General features: G+C 70.1%; 15 protein-coding genes. 5 read left to right on the forward strand and 10 right to left on the reverse strand.

Annotated features, from left to right (window positions below):
• Positions 1 to 13 precede the first annotated feature (13 nt).
• Together ABZ845_RS15385 and ABZ845_RS15390 are read left to right on the forward strand one after the other, a co-directional pair.
• Positions 14 to 220 (forward strand): hypothetical protein, encoded by a 207-nt coding sequence (locus ABZ845_RS15385; protein ID WP_360978700.1) that lies wholly within the window; start codon positions 14 to 16, stop codon positions 218 to 220.
• 29 nt (positions 221 to 249) lie between these two features.
• On the forward strand, positions 250 to 399 hold the full coding sequence (locus ABZ845_RS15390) for a hypothetical protein (RefSeq protein WP_360978703.1): 150 nt from the start codon (positions 250 to 252) through the stop codon (positions 397 to 399).
• A 128-nt stretch (positions 400 to 527) separates the two neighbouring features.
• On the opposite strand, the gene ABZ845_RS15395 is transcribed toward ABZ845_RS15390, so the two are convergent.
• The 4 genes from ABZ845_RS15395 to ABZ845_RS15410 form a co-directional block, all read right to left on the reverse strand.
• Complete coding sequence (locus ABZ845_RS15395; RefSeq protein ID WP_360978706.1) at positions 528 to 1,109, reverse strand: GNAT family N-acetyltransferase; 582 nt, start codon at positions 1,107 to 1,109, stop codon at positions 528 to 530.
• A 91-nt stretch (positions 1,110 to 1,200) separates the two neighbouring features.
• Positions 1,201 to 2,220, reverse strand: coding sequence for an RNA polymerase sigma factor (locus ABZ845_RS15400; protein ID WP_360978709.1), 1,020 nt, complete (start codon positions 2,218 to 2,220; stop codon positions 1,201 to 1,203).
• 72 nt (positions 2,221 to 2,292) lie between these two features.
• A complete protein-coding gene (locus ABZ845_RS15405) occupies positions 2,293 to 3,330 on the reverse strand; it encodes an amidohydrolase family protein (RefSeq protein ID WP_360978712.1) in 1,038 nt (345 codons plus the stop codon).
• A 62-nt stretch (positions 3,331 to 3,392) separates the two neighbouring features.
• Positions 3,393 to 5,012 (reverse strand): FAD-dependent monooxygenase, encoded by a 1,620-nt coding sequence (locus tag ABZ845_RS15410; RefSeq protein ID WP_360978715.1) that lies wholly within the window; start codon positions 5,010 to 5,012, stop codon positions 3,393 to 3,395.
• Between the two features lie 354 nt (positions 5,013 to 5,366).
• Between ABZ845_RS15410 and ABZ845_RS15415 the strand changes: the two genes are divergently transcribed.
• Entirely contained in the window at positions 5,367 to 6,641 is a 1,275-nt protein-coding gene (locus ABZ845_RS15415) for a cytochrome P450 (RefSeq protein WP_360978718.1), read from the forward strand.
• Between the two features lie 42 nt (positions 6,642 to 6,683).
• Here ABZ845_RS15415 and ABZ845_RS15420 read toward each other — a convergent pair whose 3' ends face one another.
• The 5 genes from ABZ845_RS15420 to ABZ845_RS15440 all read right to left on the reverse strand — a co-directional run bounded on the left by ABZ845_RS15420 (position 6,684) and on the right by ABZ845_RS15440 (position 12,270).
• The gene (locus ABZ845_RS15420) at positions 6,684 to 7,256 is read right to left on the reverse strand and encodes a PadR family transcriptional regulator (RefSeq protein WP_360978721.1); all 573 of its coding nucleotides are present in this window, start codon (positions 7,254 to 7,256) and stop codon (positions 6,684 to 6,686) included.
• A 164-nt stretch (positions 7,257 to 7,420) separates the two neighbouring features.
• Positions 7,421 to 9,640, reverse strand: a complete 2,220-nt coding sequence (gene katG / locus ABZ845_RS15425) for a catalase/peroxidase HPI (protein ID WP_360978724.1) — start codon at positions 9,638 to 9,640, stop codon at positions 7,421 to 7,423.
• A 71-nt stretch (positions 9,641 to 9,711) separates the two neighbouring features.
• Complete coding sequence (locus ABZ845_RS15430) at positions 9,712 to 10,149, reverse strand: Fur family transcriptional regulator (RefSeq protein WP_360978727.1); 438 nt, start codon at positions 10,147 to 10,149, stop codon at positions 9,712 to 9,714.
• Between the two features lie 375 nt (positions 10,150 to 10,524).
• Positions 10,525 to 11,319, reverse strand: coding sequence for an SDR family oxidoreductase (locus tag ABZ845_RS15435; protein ID WP_360978730.1), 795 nt, complete (start codon positions 11,317 to 11,319; stop codon positions 10,525 to 10,527).
• 87 nt (positions 11,320 to 11,406) lie between these two features.
• Positions 11,407 to 12,270 carry an aminoglycoside phosphotransferase gene (locus tag ABZ845_RS15440; RefSeq protein WP_360978733.1) on the reverse strand — a complete coding sequence of 288 codons (864 nt, stop codon included), beginning with the start codon at positions 12,268 to 12,270 and terminating at the stop codon, positions 11,407 to 11,409.
• Positions 12,271 to 12,518: 248 nt separating this feature from the next.
• On the opposite strand from ABZ845_RS15440, the gene ABZ845_RS15445 reads away from it, so the two are divergent.
• A complete protein-coding gene (locus ABZ845_RS15445) occupies positions 12,519 to 13,475 on the forward strand; it encodes a class I SAM-dependent methyltransferase (protein ID WP_360978736.1) in 957 nt (318 codons plus the stop codon).
• Positions 13,476 to 13,493: 18 nt separating this feature from the next.
• On the opposite strand, the gene ABZ845_RS15450 is transcribed toward ABZ845_RS15445, so the two are convergent.
• Complete coding sequence (locus ABZ845_RS15450; RefSeq protein ID WP_360978739.1) at positions 13,494 to 14,756, reverse strand: aminotransferase class V-fold PLP-dependent enzyme; 1,263 nt, start codon at positions 14,754 to 14,756, stop codon at positions 13,494 to 13,496.
• Between the two features lie 391 nt (positions 14,757 to 15,147).
• On the opposite strand from ABZ845_RS15450, the gene ABZ845_RS15455 reads away from it, so the two are divergent.
• Positions 15,148 to 16,962, forward strand: a complete 1,815-nt coding sequence (locus ABZ845_RS15455; protein WP_360978742.1) for an ABC transporter ATP-binding protein — start codon at positions 15,148 to 15,150, stop codon at positions 16,960 to 16,962.
• The last annotated feature ends 2 nt before the right edge of the window (positions 16,963 to 16,964 follow it).

Genomic DNA, 16,964 nt, shown 5'->3' on the forward strand with positions numbered 1-16,964 from the left:
CAAGGAGCAGACGATGGGCAGTATCCGAGTAGGCAAGCCGGACGTGCAGCCCGACACCCCCACCCATGTCTCCGGACTGCACCAGGGAAACCGGGGACCGTACAAGCGTCAGACCGGGCACCACAAGGACGGCACCGCCGACGCCCGCCGCTCGACCGGAGTCCACTGGAAGAAGCACAACGCGATCACGAAGACCATGCCGAACCTCCCGCCGGGATGACAGGGCGGACGACAACCGAGGAGCCCAGGATGATGGCGAAGCGAGTGCTGATGGCCGAGGCGATGCTCGTGGCGGGCGTGGCAGCCGTCGTGCTGCTGCGGGAGATGCCCGGGCTGGTACGCGAGGTCAGGATCTGGCGGATGGTGGGGCTGCCCGGCGTCACCAGGCGCCGCCGCTGACCCTCCCTCCCGCCACGACCCCCCGACCGCCGGGCCGGGCCGGGCCGCGCACCCGCGCGACCCGGCCCGCGCGCGTTTCCGGAGCGCTCATGTCCGCTCAGGAGCGCTCGGGTGTGACCTCCGCGGTGTCACCAGAGCCTGTCGGTCTCCCCCGGATGCAGCTCGATCCGGCTGCCGTGGAACGACGCTTCGCCGGTCCGGCCCCCGGCGGAGAAGAAGGCGGCCATCGTCACCTTGTCGAAGCCGGGCCGGTCACTGGGGAAAGGTGCCTCGAGGGTTCCTCCCACCAGCACCGCACCGGGCAGACACCGCCAGCCCGCGCTCTCGTAGAACGGCCGCAGCGGACGGTCGCAGGTGAACAGCCCCAGGTCCAGCCCGCGGGCGGCCATCAGTTCCCGCGCCGCCGACACCAGGTGGCGGCCATGGCCGCGACCGCGCAGTTCCCGCCGGGTCACCACGGTGCTCAGCCCGCCGGCCAGGTAGGAGCGCCCGGCGTGGGTGATCTCCTTGGAGAGGATGTCCAGCGCCGCCAGCACCCTGCCCTCCTCCACCAGCAGCAGCGACAGCGGCCTCAGCACGGGATCGTGGACCGGGGCGCCGACGGGCGCGGCCGGTCCGGGCGCGGGCGGCCACGCCTGGTCCTGGAGCTCGCGCACCTGCGCACGCAGCGGGGAGGGGACACGGGCTTCCGGGTACGACAGGATCTCCACCCGCCGATTCTCGCCACTGGGGCCATTTGGGCAAGCGAATATCACGGGCGGGCCGTGCGCACCGCCGGATCCGGGCGGTGCGCACGGCTTCTCAGTCCTGGTTGAGGTAGATCCTCAGGGCCCGCGCACGCGACGGGTGGCGCAGCTTGCTCATCGTCTTGGCCTCGATCTGGCGGATGCGTTCACGGGTGACCCCGTACACCTGGCCGATCTCCTCCAGGGTCCGCGCCCGGGCGCCGAAGAGGCCGTACCTCAGAGTGATGATGCCGGCTTCGCGGGGCGGCATGTCCGCGAGCAGGTTCTGGAGCACCTCCTGGAGAAGCCCGAAGGTGACCAGCTCCCAGGGGGAGGGTGCGTCGCTGTCCACGATCAGATCGGCGAACCGGGTGTCTCCGTCGTCGGTGACCGCGGTGTGCAGCGACACGGGCTCCCTGGTGTAGCCGTCGAGTTCGGTCAGGCGCTCCACGGGGACACCGGCCTTCTCGGCCAGTTCCTGCGGGGTGGGTTCGACGCCGGTGTCGTGCAGGACCTCACGGCGCACGCGTGCCACCCGGTTGATGGTCTCGACGGTGTGGACGGGCACGCGGATGGTGCGGCTCTGGTCGGCGAGCGCACGCGTGACCGCCTGCTTGATCCACCAGGTCGCGTACGTCGAGAACTTGAAGCCCTTGGTGTAGTCGAACTTCTCGACTGCCCTGATCAGGCCCGTGTTGCCCTCCTGGATCAGGTCGAGGAACTGAAGCCCGCGCCCGGTGTACCGCTTGGCGACGGCGACGACCAGCCGGAGGTTCGCCTCGATGAGGTGGGTCTTCGCCCGCCTGCCGTCCTCGGAGAGTGCGGTCAGCTCCTCGCGGGCACACGGATCGGCACCCGGGCACTCGGCGAGCAGGTGTTCGGCGTACAGTCCCGCCTCGATGCGCTTGGCCAGGTCCACTTCCTGTTCGGCGGTGAGCAGCCGGACGCGGGTGATGAGCCTCAGATAGTCGCGTACCTGGTCGACCGTGCCGCCGTCGGTGGAGAGCCGGGCACCGGGTGCGTCGGCCTCGTCGTCTTCCGTGAGGAAGATGTCCTCCGGGTCATCCACCCTGGCCGCGGTGTCCAGCACGCTCATAAAGCCTCCAGCGGTTCACGCGGGAACGGTCCGGTGTGAGCGACCCCTCTGAAGACGGCCGTCGTGGTCCCGCTACGGGCGGCCTGCGGCGAGTGCCGGCAGGAGACGGTGAGCGTTGTCGCGGTTGATGCCGCGGCGCTGCTCCTCGTCGAGGGCGGGGTCGTTGTCGAGCGCGGGGGCGGTGACCCCCGCGACGAGATGAGCCGGGGTGGGCGGCCAGTCGCTGCCGTAGAGAATCCGGGACGAGCCCGCCGTGGCCAGCAGGCTCGGAGTGGAGGAGGGCGACATGGGACCGGCCGTATCGAAGTAGAAGCGGTGCAGGTAGTCACGGACCCGGGCCGGATCCACCTTCGGCGTCAGGAACTGGGCGAACGTCTCCACACGGCTTGCGATGTACGGCAGGAAGCCCCCGCCGTGGGGAAGGATGAAGGTGAGCTCCGGGTAGCGGTCCAGGGTCCCGCCCACGATGAGGCTGATCGCCGCACGCGTGGTGTCCATCAGGAAGTCGCACAGGAACGGCGGGACTCCTTCCAGCCCCCCACCGTCCCCTGCGGGAACCTCCATCGGATGCGTACTGACCACGGCCGAGCGCTCGTTGAGCTCCGCCAGGATCCGGTCCTGGGACGGGTGGCCCAGATGGACACCCTTCACGCTCGTCCGGACGCTCGCCCCGACCGCGCCGAGTTCGTCCATCCCGTACCCGATCGACCAGCTCGAAAGCTCCGGGCTCTCCAGGAACACGGGTGTGTAGAAGGCGAAACGGCCGGGATGGCCCTCCGCCAGGTCGCCGGCCGCCCGCAGCGCGACGCGGGCGCTCTCCTTGCGCAGCTTCGGGTCCTGGAGGCGTCCCAGCATGGCGACCGTGAACACGCTGGTCCCGATCCCCACCCGGTCCATCAAGGACAGGGCGCTGTCGACGTCCCACGCGGCCCAGGGCGGCAGGCTCCGGCGGCTGACGATCTCCCGCTTCTCCGCCCAGTCGATCCACTCCGGAGCGGTGTAGTGGTGGTGTACGTCCACCCGCTCCCGGCGCGCGTCCCGCTCCCCCGGCCGACCGTCGTCGGCATCGGCCAACGTGCCGGTGTCCGCGGCCGTCTGCAGTGTTGTCATGCCAGGTCCCATTCCTGTCGACACCTGTCCGTTCAGCGTCGGTCCATTCACTGCCCGTGCGTTCAGCGCCCTAGAACCCGGAGCAGAACGGCGCCGAGTTCTCCCTCCATGTCCGGCGACCCGCCGTCGGCCCGCCAGGCCACGATGCCGTCCGGCCGGACCAGGACCGCCCCTTCCGGGGTCGTGCCGTGTGTCGACGCCCAGTCGGGGCCGTCGCCGGTGTCGAGGTCGCAGTCCGCGCCGCTGCCGACGACGTACGCCTCGAGCGGCACATTGAGCCGGGCGGCGACGGCCTCGGCCGCGTCCCGCCAGCCGGGGCGACCGCTCAGCAGGACGAGGGAGCGTTCGTACAGGTCGATGGTGGACACGACCGCCCCGTCATGCCGGACCCACATATGGGGTGAGCGCGTTCCGGGCTCGGCGCTCAGGGAGAGGGTGTCGGGGATGGTCGGCTCGTCCGCCTGGGCTCCCACGACCGCCCCGGACACATACCGGAAGCCGAGCGCCACCGTCATCAGGTCGGCGTAGTCGCCGGAGCTCGTTCTGACGGTGTAGCCGGGGTGCTGCTCACGCGCCGCCTGCAGGGTGGCGCGGGCGCTGGTGGTCTGAGCGACCGGGCGCCGTTCGAGTTCATAGCTGTCCAGCAGCCTGGGACCGGCCCAGCCGCGCAGCACGGCGGCGAGCTTCCACGCGATGTTGTGCGCGTCCTGGATGCCGGTGTTGGAGCCGAACGCGCCGGTCGGCGGCATCTCGTGCACGGAGTCGCCCATCAGGAACACCCGCCCTTCCCGGTAGCTGTTGGCGACCCGGTCCGCCGCGTGCCACGGAGCCTTCCCGGTGACCTCGACATCGAGCTCTCGTACGCCGACCGCCGCCCGGACGTGCTCCGTGATCAGGTCGTCGGTGAAGTCCTCCAGCGTCTGCCCGCGCTCCGGGAACCACGGCACGTGGAAGACCCACTCCTCCTCGTTGTCCACGGGCAGCAGCACGCCCTCACCGGCCGGGTCGGTGACGTAGCAGACGACGAAGTGATCCTCACCGGACATGTGGCGGAGCTGCTTGCTGCGGAAGGTGACGCTGACGTTGTGGAACAGGTCGCCCGAGCCCGAGTGCTCGATGCCCAGCCGCGTGCGCACGGGACTGCGGGGGCCGTCGGCGGCGAGCAGGTAGTCCGACGTCACCGTGTAGGTCTCGCCGGTGGTCCTGTCCTGCACGATGGAGCGCACGCCGTCGGCGTCCTGGGTGAAGGACAGCAGTTCCGTGCTGAACCACACATCCCCGCCGAGGGCGCGGGCGCCCTCGAGCAGCACGGGCTCCAGGTCGTTCTGGCTGCACGCGCAGCGGATCGTCGAGCAGATGTCGGACTCCGGCGGCCGGCCGGTCATCCTCGCCGACAGCCAGCGCCGGTTCCCGCTGTGCAGGGTGTCGACCTGCAGGATGCCGTGGTTCTTGGAGAGGGTGGCCGCGGCCTTGCGGATCTGCGGCTCCAGGCCCGCCGTGCGGAACAGCTCCATCGTCCGCATGTTGTTGCCGCGTCCACGCGGATGCGCCGAGGTGGCCGCATGGCGTTCGACGACACGGTGCTGAATGCCGAGGCGCCCGAGGAACACGGATGCGGACAGGCCCACGAGTGAGCCCCCCACAACCAGGACGGGCACGTAGTCGTTGCCGCGATCGTTCATCGCGCATTCTCCTTAGCGGTCAGCATCTTCGTGACGCGGTACGCGGTGGCCGAGTGTTCTCACTGGCTCGCCCCTCGTTCTTTGCCATGCGGCACGGGACGATATTCAGCAATCACCCGGACAGCGGCCCATCGGCCCCGCCGTAAGGACGTTCCCGGTCGTACGCTCCGAATTCCAAAATCCCCGTGGGGCCGCCGGAACGGGACGGTGCGCACCGATCGGGCGAATCGCGTTTACGGCCGGGAGCCGACCGGGGAATGGTTGACCGAACGTCATATAGCTGCTCTCTCATGGCCACGCCATATCACTGCTGCCCCGGTGGCCGGGGCGGGAACATTCAGAAAGGCCGGAAGAATGACTCAGCTCGACGAACGGGACACCACAGCAGCCACGGAAGAGGCGGCCTCGGCGGCCTCGCGCGGCTCGGCCGAATACCGCGCGAACCCCTATCCGGTGTACAAGTGCCTGCGTGAGACGGCCCCCGTTTGTCAGCTCACTCCCCCGCACGGCGTCGAGACCTACCTGATCACGCGGTTCGACGACGCCAAGGCCGCGCTGACGGACCCCCGGATCAGCAAGGACATGTACGCCGCCATCGAGGCGTACCACACCATCTTCGGTGACTCCTCGGTCGCGCTCGACGACAACATGCTCTTCTCGGACCCGCCCAAGCACACCCGGCTGCGTCGCATCATCAACAAGGCGTTCACGCCGCGCCGCATCGAGTCCCTGCGCCCTCGAATCCAGGAGATCACCGACGAACTGCTGGAGCGCTGCTCCACCACCGAGCCCGTCGACCTGCTGGCGTCGTTCGCCTTCCCTCTTCCGCTCACCGTCATCTGTGAGCTGATGGGCGTTCCCGAGGAAGAGCGGGACGACGTGCAGAAGTGGTGCTCCACCGTGGCGCGTACGGGGTTCAGCAAAGAGGACAAGGAAAGACTGGCGCTGGCCGAGGGCGCGCTGCGCGACTACTTCATGAGTCTCATCGCGCGCAAACGCACGGGCGCGACCGACGACCTCCTGAGCGATCTGATCCGTACGCAGGACGAGCAAGGCGCGCTCAACGACGGCGAACTGCTGTCCACTCTCTGGGTGCTGCTGTTCGCTGGCCACAAGACGACCGCCTACCTCATCGGCAACGCCGTGTTCAATCTGCTCACCCACCGCGATCAGCTTCAAGCGATCGTGGCCGAGCCGGAGTTGCTGCCGAACGCGATCGAGGAAGTCATCCGTTACGAGGGCTCGGTGGAGAACGCGACGTTCCGGCACGCGCTCGAGGACATCACCATCAGGGACACGGTCATTCCGAAGGGTGCGCTCGTCCAGGTCGCGGTGGCGTCCGCGAACCGGGACCCGGAGAAGTTCGCGTCGCCCGACACGTTCGATGTGCGGCGGGAGGGGGTGCAGAGCGCGCATCTGGGCTTCGGCGGCGGTCCGCACTACTGCCTGGGCGCGCCGCTGGCGAGGATGGAGATGCGGATCGCGCTGACCACGCTCTTCGGGCGCTTCCCTGACATCGCTCTCATGACCGAGGCGGACGAGGCCGAATGGCTCAAGGTCCCGTTCCCCGCGTTCCGGGGTCTGGAAAGGCTGCCCGTGGCCCTGGACCCGGCGCGACTGCGCGGGTGACGCCGGGGGCGGGGCTCGTGGGCCCCCGATGCTCGCGAGGTTTCAGTCCCCCGTGGGCGCGGCGGAGCGCTGCTCGAGCCTTCTGAGGGCCAGCTCGCCCCACTGGAGGTTTTCCCGCTCCAGGGACAGACCGCGCAGGCAGGTGAGGTAGGGGCCGACGCGGTCGGCCGTCGCGAAGAACTCGTCCTCGGTACGGCCGTCGAGCAGACGGTCCCTGATCCGTTCGAAGCGGGCGATCTTCGCGGCGGCCAGTTCCATGCGTTCGGCGATGGCCGCGCGGACCGCCTCCATGTCGCCGACGTCGACGCACTGGACCTTGACCAGCAGTTCGTCCCTGATCGCGGTCGGCTTGACCGGGGGCTCGGCGGTGTAGGCGCGCACGGTGTCGAGACCTGCCTCGGTGAGCGAGAAGAGCCTCTTGTTGGGCCGGCGTTCCTGCTGGACGACGCGCGCGGCGATGAGCCCCTCGCCTTCCATGCGCTCCAGCTCCCGGTAGATCTGCTGGGGAGTGGCCATCCAGAAGTTGGCTACCGAGGACGCGAATCCCTTGGCGAGGTCGTACCCGGACGCCTCGCCCTCCAGAAGCGCGGCCATGACCGCATTGCGAAGTGCCATGCGCCTCAACTTAACAGCCATCTGATCAGCGGCGGAGGGGGCCGGGAGCCGCCGGACCGGAGGTGCCCGGGCCGGCTGTGACCCTCAGGCCGTCCGGGGCGCCCCGGACGCCATGACGCCCGGGCGGCCGGTGCGGGCCGGCCCGGGCGTCATGGCGTGGTCGGTCAGTCGAGGTCGAACCGGTCCAGGTTCATCACCTTGTTCCACGCCGCGATGAAGTCGTTCACGAACTTCGCCTTGGCGTCGTCGCCCGCGTAGACCTCGGCGACGGCCCGCAGCTCGGAGTTCGAGCCGAAGACCAGGTCGGCGCGGGTGCCGGTCCACCTGACCTCGCCGGTGGCGTCGTCGCGGCCCTCGAAGGTGGCCTGGTCCTCCGAGGTCGACTTCCACGTCGTGTCCAGGTCGAGCAGGTTGACGAAGAAGTCGTTGGTGAGCCTGCCCGGGGTGTCGGTGAAGACACCGTACGAGGACTGCTGGTACGTGGCGCCGAGGACGCGCAGGCCGCCGACGAGGGCGGTCATCTCGGGGGCGCTCAGGCCCAGCAGGTTCGCCTTGTCCAGCAGCAGGTACTCGGCCGGCAGCCGGTTGCCCTTGCCGACGTAGTTGCGGAAGCCGTCGGAGGTGGGCTCCAGTGCGACGAAGGACTCCACGTCGGTGTGCTCGTCCGTGGCGTCGACGCGGCCCGGCGCGAAGGGCACCTCGACGTCGAAGCCCGCGTCCTTGGCCGCCTTCTCCACGGCGGCGGCGCCGCCGAGCACGATCAGGTCGGCCACGGAGACCTTCTTGGCGCCCGCGGAGTTGAAGTCCCGCTGGATGCCCTCCAGCGTGCGCAGCACCTGCGCCAGCTGGTCGGGCTCGTTGACCTCCCAGCCGGCCTGCGGCTGCAGCCGGATGCGGGCGCCGTTGGCGCCGCCGCGCTTGTCGCTGGTGCGGAAGGTCGAGGCCGACGCCCACGCGGTGGACACCAGCTGCGAGACGGACAGCCCCGAGTCGAGGAGCTTGGCCTTGAGCGACGCGACATCCGCGGCGTCGATCGGCTCGCCCTCGGGCTCGGGCAGCGGGTCCTGCCAGATCAGCGTCTCCTCGGGCACCTCCGGGCCGAGGTAGAGCGACTTCGGACCCATGTCACGGTGGGTCAGCTTGTACCAGGCGCGGGCGAAGGCGTCCGCGAATTCCGCCGGGTTCTCGTAGAAGCGCCGCGAGATCGGCTCGTAGACCGGGTCGTAGCGCAGCGACAGGTCCGTCGTGAGCATCGTCGGGAGGCGCTTCTTCGACGGATCGTGAGCGTCGGGGACGGTCGCCTCGGCGTTCTTGGCCACCCACTGGTGGGCGCCGGCCGGGCTCTGCGTGAGCTCGTACTCGTACTCGAACAGGTTCTTGAAGAACCCGTTGCTCCACTGGGTCGGCGAGCTCGTCCAGGTGACCTCCAGGCCACTGGTGATCGCGTCGCCGCCCTTGCCGGTGGCGTACGTGCTCTTCCAGCCGAGGCCCTGCTGCTCCATCGGGGCGGCCTCGGGGTCGGGGCCGACGCTGTCCGCCGGACCCGCGCCATGGGTCTTGCCGAACGTGTGACCGCCCGCGATCAGGGCGACCGTCTCCTCGTCGTTCATCGCCATACGGCGGAAGGTCTCGCGGATGTCGCGGGCCGCGGCGATCGGGTCGGGGTTGCCGTTCGGACCCTCGGGGTTGACGTAGATGAGGCCCATCTGGACCGCGCCGAGCGGGTTCTCCAGCTCGCGGTCGCCGGTGTAGCGCTGGTCGTCGAGCCAGGTGGTCTCGGGGCCCCAGTAGACGTCCTCCTCCGACTCCCAGACGTCCGCACGGCCACCGCCGAAGCCGAAGGTCTCGAAGCCCATCGTCTCCAGGGCGACGTTGCCCGTGAGAATCATGAGGTCGGCCCATGAAAGGCTCTTGCCGTACTTCTTCTTGACCGGCCACAGCAGGCGGCGGGCCTTGTCGAGGTTGCCGTTGTCGGGCCAGCTGTTGAGCGGGGCGAAGCGCTGCTGACCGGCACCGGCGCCGCCGCGACCGTCACTGATCCGGTAGGTGCCGGCGCTGTGCCAGGCCATGCGGATCATCAGCGGGCCATAGTTGCCGAAGTCGGCGGGCCACCAGTCCTTGGAGTCCGTCAGCACCTCGGCGATGTCCCGCTTCACGGCCGCGAGGTCCAGGCTCCGGAAGGCTTCGGCGTAGTCGAACTCCTCGCCGAGGGGGTTGGCCACGGCGGGGTTCTTCGCAAGGATCTTCAGGTTGAGCCGGTCCGGCCACCACTGGGCGTTTCCACCGCCCTGAGTGGGGTGCGCGGCGCGCCCGTGAACGACCGGACAGCCACCTCCGTCCCCCGTTTTCGAGTCGGTGACGATGGCGTCGTGGTTCTCAGACATGGGAATCCTTCCGAACTGGGCGGATCACATTGCTGGATCACATTGCTGGTTACATTGCTGGATCACATGGCTCAGGAAATGCGGGGAGTGGAACAGCCGGGGCACAGGCCCCAGTAGATGACCTCGGCCTCGTCGATGGAGAAGCCGTGGTCGTCGGACGCGGTCAGACAGGGCGCCTCATGGACCGCGCAGTCCACATCGGCGACGACACCGCACGAACGGCACACGACGTGGTGGTGGTTGTCGCCGACGCGGCCCTCGAAGCGGGCCGGGCTGCCGGCCGGTTCGATGCGGCGTATGAGTCCCGCCAGGGTGAGTGCGTTGAGTGCCTCGTACACGGCCTGGAGAGAGATATGGCCCACGCGGTCACGCACCCCGGAGGCGATGGCCTCGACACCGAGGTGGTCACCGTCGCGGACGGTCTCGAGCAGCGCGACACGGGCTGCCGTCACCCGAAGGCGGACACCGCGCAGCTCATCGGCGGTGGTCGGAGTCTGGGATCCGGTCATGACGCCCAACCTAGCGCCATAAACACGAAGGATTCAAGGAAACGAATGACCTAAGTGTGTGCCGCGTCCGGCTCCGCGAGGCCGGCACGGCGCTCCTTCTCGCGTACGGGCAGCGGGGGGGCTGTTCGTTCGGCACTTCACAGCCAACGCCTGGTGGCCAACGGACGAGGGTCAACGCCTGGTGGCCAACGGACGAGGGTCAACGCCTGGTGGCCAACATGCGGAGGCCAACACCTGATGGCCCACCCCCGGAGGCCAACACCGGAAGGCCAACACTTGGTGGCCAACACCCGAGGGCCCACGTCAGGCTGTCGGCCGCCGGACCGCCGGCGCGGGGCCTGCCCGGCCGCCGGACCACGCGGCAACCGCCCTCGTTCACGGAAGGATCGCGTCGACGTACCCCCCGTCGACGCGCAGCGCACCGCCCGTGGTGGCCGTGGCGAACGGTGAGCTCAGATAGACCACCATGTTCGCGATCTCCTCGGGCTCGATGAGCCGCTGGAGCAGCGACTGGGGCCGGTACTCCCGCATGAACACGCGCTGCGCCTCGTCCCAGGTCAGGTCACCGCCGACCAACTGGCGGACGTACTCCTCCACCCCGCCCGTATGCGTCGGTCCGGCGATCACGGAGTTGACGGTGACACCCGAGCCCGCCGCCGCCTTCGCGAAGCCGCGGGTCAGTGCGAGCAGGGCGGTCTTCGTCATGCCGTAGTGGATCATCTCGGCGGGGATCACGACGGCGGAGTCACTGGCGATGCACTGGACACGACCCCAGCCGCGCTCGATCATCCGGGGCAGGTAGGCACGGATCATGCGTACGGCGGTCAGGACGTTGACCTCGAAGTAGCGCCGCCATTCGTCGTCCCCGATCTCCAGGGGAGGTGTCACTCCGAAGATGCCCAGGTTGTTCACCAGGATGTCGGGCTCGGGTACGGCGGCCACGACGGCTCGCACGCCCTCGTCCGCGGAGAGGTCGCCGGGAGCGGCGACCAGCTGATCGCTTCCGGTGTCGGCGCGCAGCCGCGCCACCGCTTCCCCGACCGACGCCGCGCCGCGGCCGTTGACGCCGACCCGGGCACCTGCCCGGGCCAGTCCGGCGGCGATGGCGTATCCGATGCCCTGGGTGGAACCGGTGACGAGCGCGGTCCTGCCGGAGAGGTCGATATGCACGGGATCATCCTCCGTGCGCGGCAGGCCACGAAGGCGCAGGTGAGGCCACGGCGCCGCCCGAAAGTCACCCGGCCGGTCGGTTTCCCCTCAGCGCCTCGGCAGCGCCCAGGGCGAGGCGGCCAGGAACGCCTCCAGCCGCGCGGCGTGCCGTGCCCCGGCGGCCCGGCGGGGGGCCGGTTCGGCATCGGCGGTCTCCTGCCGTGCCCGGGTGACCGCCGTGGCGAAGGCCGCGACGGCCTTCGGATCGGCCGTGCGCCAGGACGCCAGGCGGCTTACCCAGGTGATGGCGTAACCGGGTCCTTGGCCCGCCTCCACGATCCGCAGAGCCAGCAGATAGGGATCGATCCATGGAGCACCGGCGGTCGTACTGGACCAACTGACCATATGAGCACGGCTGTTGCCGTCGATGAGCACACTGTCGGGGGCGAGATCCGTGTGCAGCAGGGTGCGTCCCGCGAAGAGGTGGGCGGTGCCCTCCGGAGCCCAGGCGGCCCAGCGTTCGTCCGCCGTCCGGATGGCCGTGCCGTCGGGGAGGGCCGCTTGCTGCACCTCCGCGAGTGCCGTCAGGACGGCCACGAGGTCGGCCGCGTCGGTCGCGTAGTCCGCGTGGCGGCCCTCGATGAACTCGTAGCCCGCGAGGAGCCATCCGCCCGCCTCTGCCTGCCACAGCAGGCGGGGGCAGACGGCGGGCAGATGGGGGTTGACGGCGGCCTCGTCGGCGCGGAAGCCGGCGCGCGGGTCCCCGGCCTGGATCCCCTTCACGAAGACGTTCCCGGAGAGCGTCTCCACGACCGCGGCCAGCCCCGGGCGGGTTCCCTCGCCGAGGTCGTACGCCGCGGTGACCGGGCCCGTGAACCGCGTCACCGCATGCCGCGCCACGGTCGGCAGGGCGTGGAAGTCACGGCGCGGTACAGACACGGGCGTGCGGTCCTTCACTTCGGCAAGCTGCATGACCAGCCTAGGGAATGACGGCACCTCACGGCTCCTGACCTGTGCATTCCGCGCACCTGGCGACGGCATCTGGCTTATTTCGAACGCCTGGGCGGCTGCGGCGACGGCGCCGGGTCCGGCGGCGAAGGCGGGTGGCCCTCATACTGCGAGGGAAGCGAAGGCATCCGCGTTCCGGGATCCGGGGCGTGTGAAAGCCCGGCTCGTAGGGTTACGGGGGAAGCGGGGAGGGACGAGTCGGCACCATGGTCATGGCAGCGGCAGACGGAACCCGGGAGCGCGGGCAAGGCGATCCGCCGCGCGAGGACCTTCAAACGTTCCACGCGGGGGACGGCGGCCCGACGCCGGAAAACGACCGGATCACTTCGCTCGGCCCCGGTGCGACCGGCGCCGGGTCGTACGACGTGTTCGACGGGGTGGCCGCCGAATACGCCCGCCACCGGCCGGGCATCCCCGCGGAGGCCGTCCGGATCCTGACCGGCGCCATCGAGGCGGTGACGCGGCCGATGGTGCTCGACCTGGGGACCGGCACAGGCCAGGTGCCCCTCGCCCTCCTCGCCGCACTCCCCCGGATCGCGCACGTCGACCTGGTGGACGTCAGCAAGCCGATGCTCCGCCAGGCCGCCGCCGCTCTTCGTCCCGTCCTCGGCCGGAGCACCGCAGGTCTGTTCTTCGGCGAGGCGGACGCGTTCGTCCCCTCGGCTCCCGGGCGGCGGCCGGATCTGATCACCTGCTGCCGGGCGTTCCACTGGATGAACCGTCCGGCCGTGCTGGCGATGGCGGACCGGGTCGCTGCGCCGCACGCCACCGTGGCGATCATGAACGACGGCAGTCTGTGGACCCATGAGTCCGACTGGACCGCCGCGCTGCGCGAGCTGATCCAGGGCTTCCTCGGCCCGGTCCGGCGCGCGGGCACGCGTGGCGCCTTCCAGGTTCCCTCGCGCCGCTACGAGGAGGACCTCGCCGAGTCGGCGTTCAGCGATGTGACCGAGCACCGCATCCCCGTCGACCGTGTCTGGGCCCCGGACGACGTGATCGGCTATCTGCGCACCACTTCCTTCGCACGGCCCGACCTGTTCGCCGGCCGCCGGGCCGAGTTCGAATCCCAGGCCCGCGCACTGCTGGCGGCGCACGCCGACGGCGGTGTCCTACACGAGGAGGCGCTGTTCACCGTCCTGCTGGCCCGGCGCCCGCACACCAGTTCCTGAGCCCCCGGCGGCGTCGGTCTATCCCTCGGACCGCTTCCGCTCACGAGCCGCGCGGGCCCACTCGCCGAGGACGGGCACAGAGGCTTCGGCGAAGTACTCGTAATCGGCGGGGGTGTTGTAGACATGGGCGGACAGCCGCATGTACCCGATGCCGCCGAAGCTGGTGAAGGCCGCCTCCACGTCCAGCTCACGGGCCACGCGATCGCGCAGCGCGTCGGCGTCGACGCGGTCGGACCCCAGGCCGTCCGGCAGCCGCACCAGCCGCATTCCGGGAACGGGCATGCCCACATCGACGCGGGTACCGACGTCATCACCGGCACCGGCACCGCTCAGCTCGGCGAACGCGGTGCCGATGACGTGCGCGCCGTAGTCGGCCAGGCCGTCCATGTACCGGCGGGCGTCGTCCCAGCCCCAGGTGCGCTCGATGAAGTCCAGGGCCGTCGGCGCCGCGAGACAGGCGGTCGCGTCCACCGTGCCCTGCTGGTCGAAACGGTCGGGGTACGGATCCGCGGCTCCCCATGAGTCGATCAGGGGGTAGAGCTGGTCGCGCAGTGGGCCACGGGCGACCAGTGCCGCGGTACCGCGTGGCGCGCAGCCCCATTTGTGCAGGTTGCCGACCCAGAAGTCACAGTTCACGCCGTCGAGCGGGCCGTCGAGCAGCGCGGGCGCGTGGGCGCCGTCCACGAGCAGCGGGATGCCGCGCCGCCGGGCCGCCTCCCCGATCCGCGCCACCGGCATCCGGCGTGCGGTGGCGGAGGTGATGTGGTCGACCACGACGAGATCGGTGGCCTCCCCGAGCTCCGCCACGACGGCCTCGTACGCCTGCTCCTCGCCCGCGTCCAGCGGCACCCGGGCGGTACGCACCCTGCCGCCCCAGCGGCGCGCCAGCCGCTCGGCGCCCATGGTGACGGCACCGTAGCCGTGGTCGGTGACGACGATCTCCCCGCCGCGTCGCCGGGTGAGCCCGGCGTACACGACACTGGCGCCGGCGCTCGCGTTCGACACCAGGGCGAGATCATCGGCGGGAACCCCCAGAAAGGCGGCGAGCTCGGTACGGGCGGCCGCGATCCGCTGCGGCAACGCCGGGAACCACACCACGGGCGCGCGCTCCATCTCCGCGCGCAGCGCCGACTGCCTTTCCTGCGCCACGACGGGGACCGCGCCGAACGAACCGTGGTTCAAGTGCTTCAGCGCGGGATCCAGCGACCACGCGTGAGCGGCGGGCCTGCCGTCGGGCAGCAGCAGGGGGCGCGGCACCGTGATGACTTCGGTCTCGCTCACGTCACTCCACATCCGAGCAGGTGGGTTTCCGGAGGAAATCAAACCTCACCTCGAGACATGTCCCGCAGCGGGGCTGCCGTCACTCTTCCGCGTCCTCGGGGTCCGCGGTCACGCGGCGGCTCGGGCCCCCGGAGCCCGGTCCCGCAAGCTCTTGCCGGATGAGCCGACGGCGACGCGATGCCCCTCCCGAGACGGTGTGCCCACTCCTCCCCGGGTCGGGCATAGAGGAAAAAACGGTTCGACTGTGTGGGCTGCGTCACGTCACACTGCGGTGTGCCGGGCAGGGACGCACGGGCCGGGTTCCCGAGCGCTCCGGCGGCGCATCCGCGAGTACGCGGGCGGCCTCTTCGCCGGGGAGTGGTCCTGCCGTCGTACACGACACGGGGTTGAAATGGGACTATTCGCATCTCGCGAGCGATCGCCGCGCACCGGCTCGGTGCTCCTCGCCCTTCGGTATTACGGGCGGGAGCTGGCCCGGCTGCGGCGGCTGACGGTGCCCGCGATGCTGCTGCCGGCGCTGGGCAACACCGGGATCAACTACATCGCGCCCCTGGTGGTGGCGAAGCTGGTCGGCCGGATCGCCGGTGACGACACCGTCGCCCTCGGCTCGGCGCTGCCCTACGTCCTCGGGTTCGCCGTCGTACTGCTGCTTGCGGAGGCTCTGTGGCGCATCGGGCTGCACTGCCTGAACCGCGTCGACGCACTCGGCATCGAGCAGCTGTATGTCACCGGCATGGACGAACTGTTCGCCAAGGACGCGGCGTTCTTCCACGACAACTTCGCCGGGTCCCTGACCAAGCGGGTGCTGAGCTTCGCCTCGCGCTTCGAGGAGTTCGTCGACACGCTGACGTTCTCGGTCGTGGGCAGCTTCGTGCCATTGCTCTTCGGGTCGGTGGTGCTGTGGCGCTACGATCCGCTGCTCGTCCTCGGACTGCTGGTGATGATCACCGTGACGGGTGTCTGTGTGACGCCCCTCATCCGCCGCCGTCAGGCCCTGGTCGACCAGCGCGAGGAGGCGATCGCCCGGGTGTCGGGCCATGTCGCCGACAGTCTGATGAACATGGACACGGTACGGGCGTTCGCCGCCGAGGAACGCGAGGCCGTCGAACACCGCTCCCGCGTCGCGGAGTCCCGCAATCTGATGCTGCGTTCCTGGGACTACAGCAATCTGCGCATCGACACGCTGGTCGCGCCGATGTCCGTGCTGACCAACGCCCTGGGCCTGCTGCTCGCGATCGCGCTCGGCGGGGGCGCGCACGGCGTGGAGGCGGTCGTGGTGGCCTTCACGTACTACAGCAACGCGACACGCATCATGTTCGAGTTCAACCAGATCTACCGCCGCCTGGAGAGCTCGATGACCGAGGCCGCGCAGTTCACCGAACTGCTGCTGACGCCGCCGAGCGTGCTCGACCCGAAGTCGCCGGAGCCGCTGCTGCGCCGGGCCGCCGACATCCGCTTCGAGCAGGTTACCTTCGCGCACGGAGGTGGCGAGCCGCTCTTCGAGGGCCTCGACCTGGCGGTGCCGAGCGGGACCAAGATCGGTCTCGTGGGCCGGTCCGGAGGGGGCAAGACCACGCTCACGCGGCTGCTGCTGCGCATGACGGACATCGAAGGCGGCCGGATCCTGATCGGTGGTCAGGACATCAGCAGGCTGTGCCAGGCCGACCTGCGCAGCCTGATCGCCTATGTGCCGCAGGACCCGGCGATGTTCCACCGAACGCTGCGGGACAACATCGCGTTCGCCCGTCCGGACGCCACCGACGCCGAGATCCGGGAGGCGGCCGAGGCGGCGCACGTCACGGAGTTCGCCGACGCGCTGCCGGACGGTTTCGGCACCATGGTGGGCGAGCGCGGGGTCAAACTGTCCGGTGGTCAGCGCCAGCGGGTCGCCCTGGCCAGGGCGATTCTGCGGGACGCGCCGGTCCTGCTGCTGGACGAGGCCACCAGCGCCCTCGACTCCGAGAGCGAGATCCTCGTCCAGGAGGCGCTGTGGCGCCTGATGGAAGGGCGGACGGCGTTCGTGGTGGCGCACAGGCTGAGTACGGTCGCCCGGATGGACCAGCTCGTGGTCCTGGACCGCGGGCGGATCATCGAGCAGGGCTCGCACCAGGAGTTGCTCGCATCGGACGGCGCCTACGCGCGGTTGTGGGAGCACCAGTCGGGAGGCTTCCTGGACGGCGCGCCCACGCCGGCCGACGTGCGCTGAGC

It is taken from the genome of Streptomyces sp. NPDC047022 (genome assembly GCF_040644155.1).
In the GTDB taxonomy this organism is placed as follows: domain Bacteria; phylum Actinomycetota; class Actinomycetes; order Streptomycetales; family Streptomycetaceae; genus Streptomyces.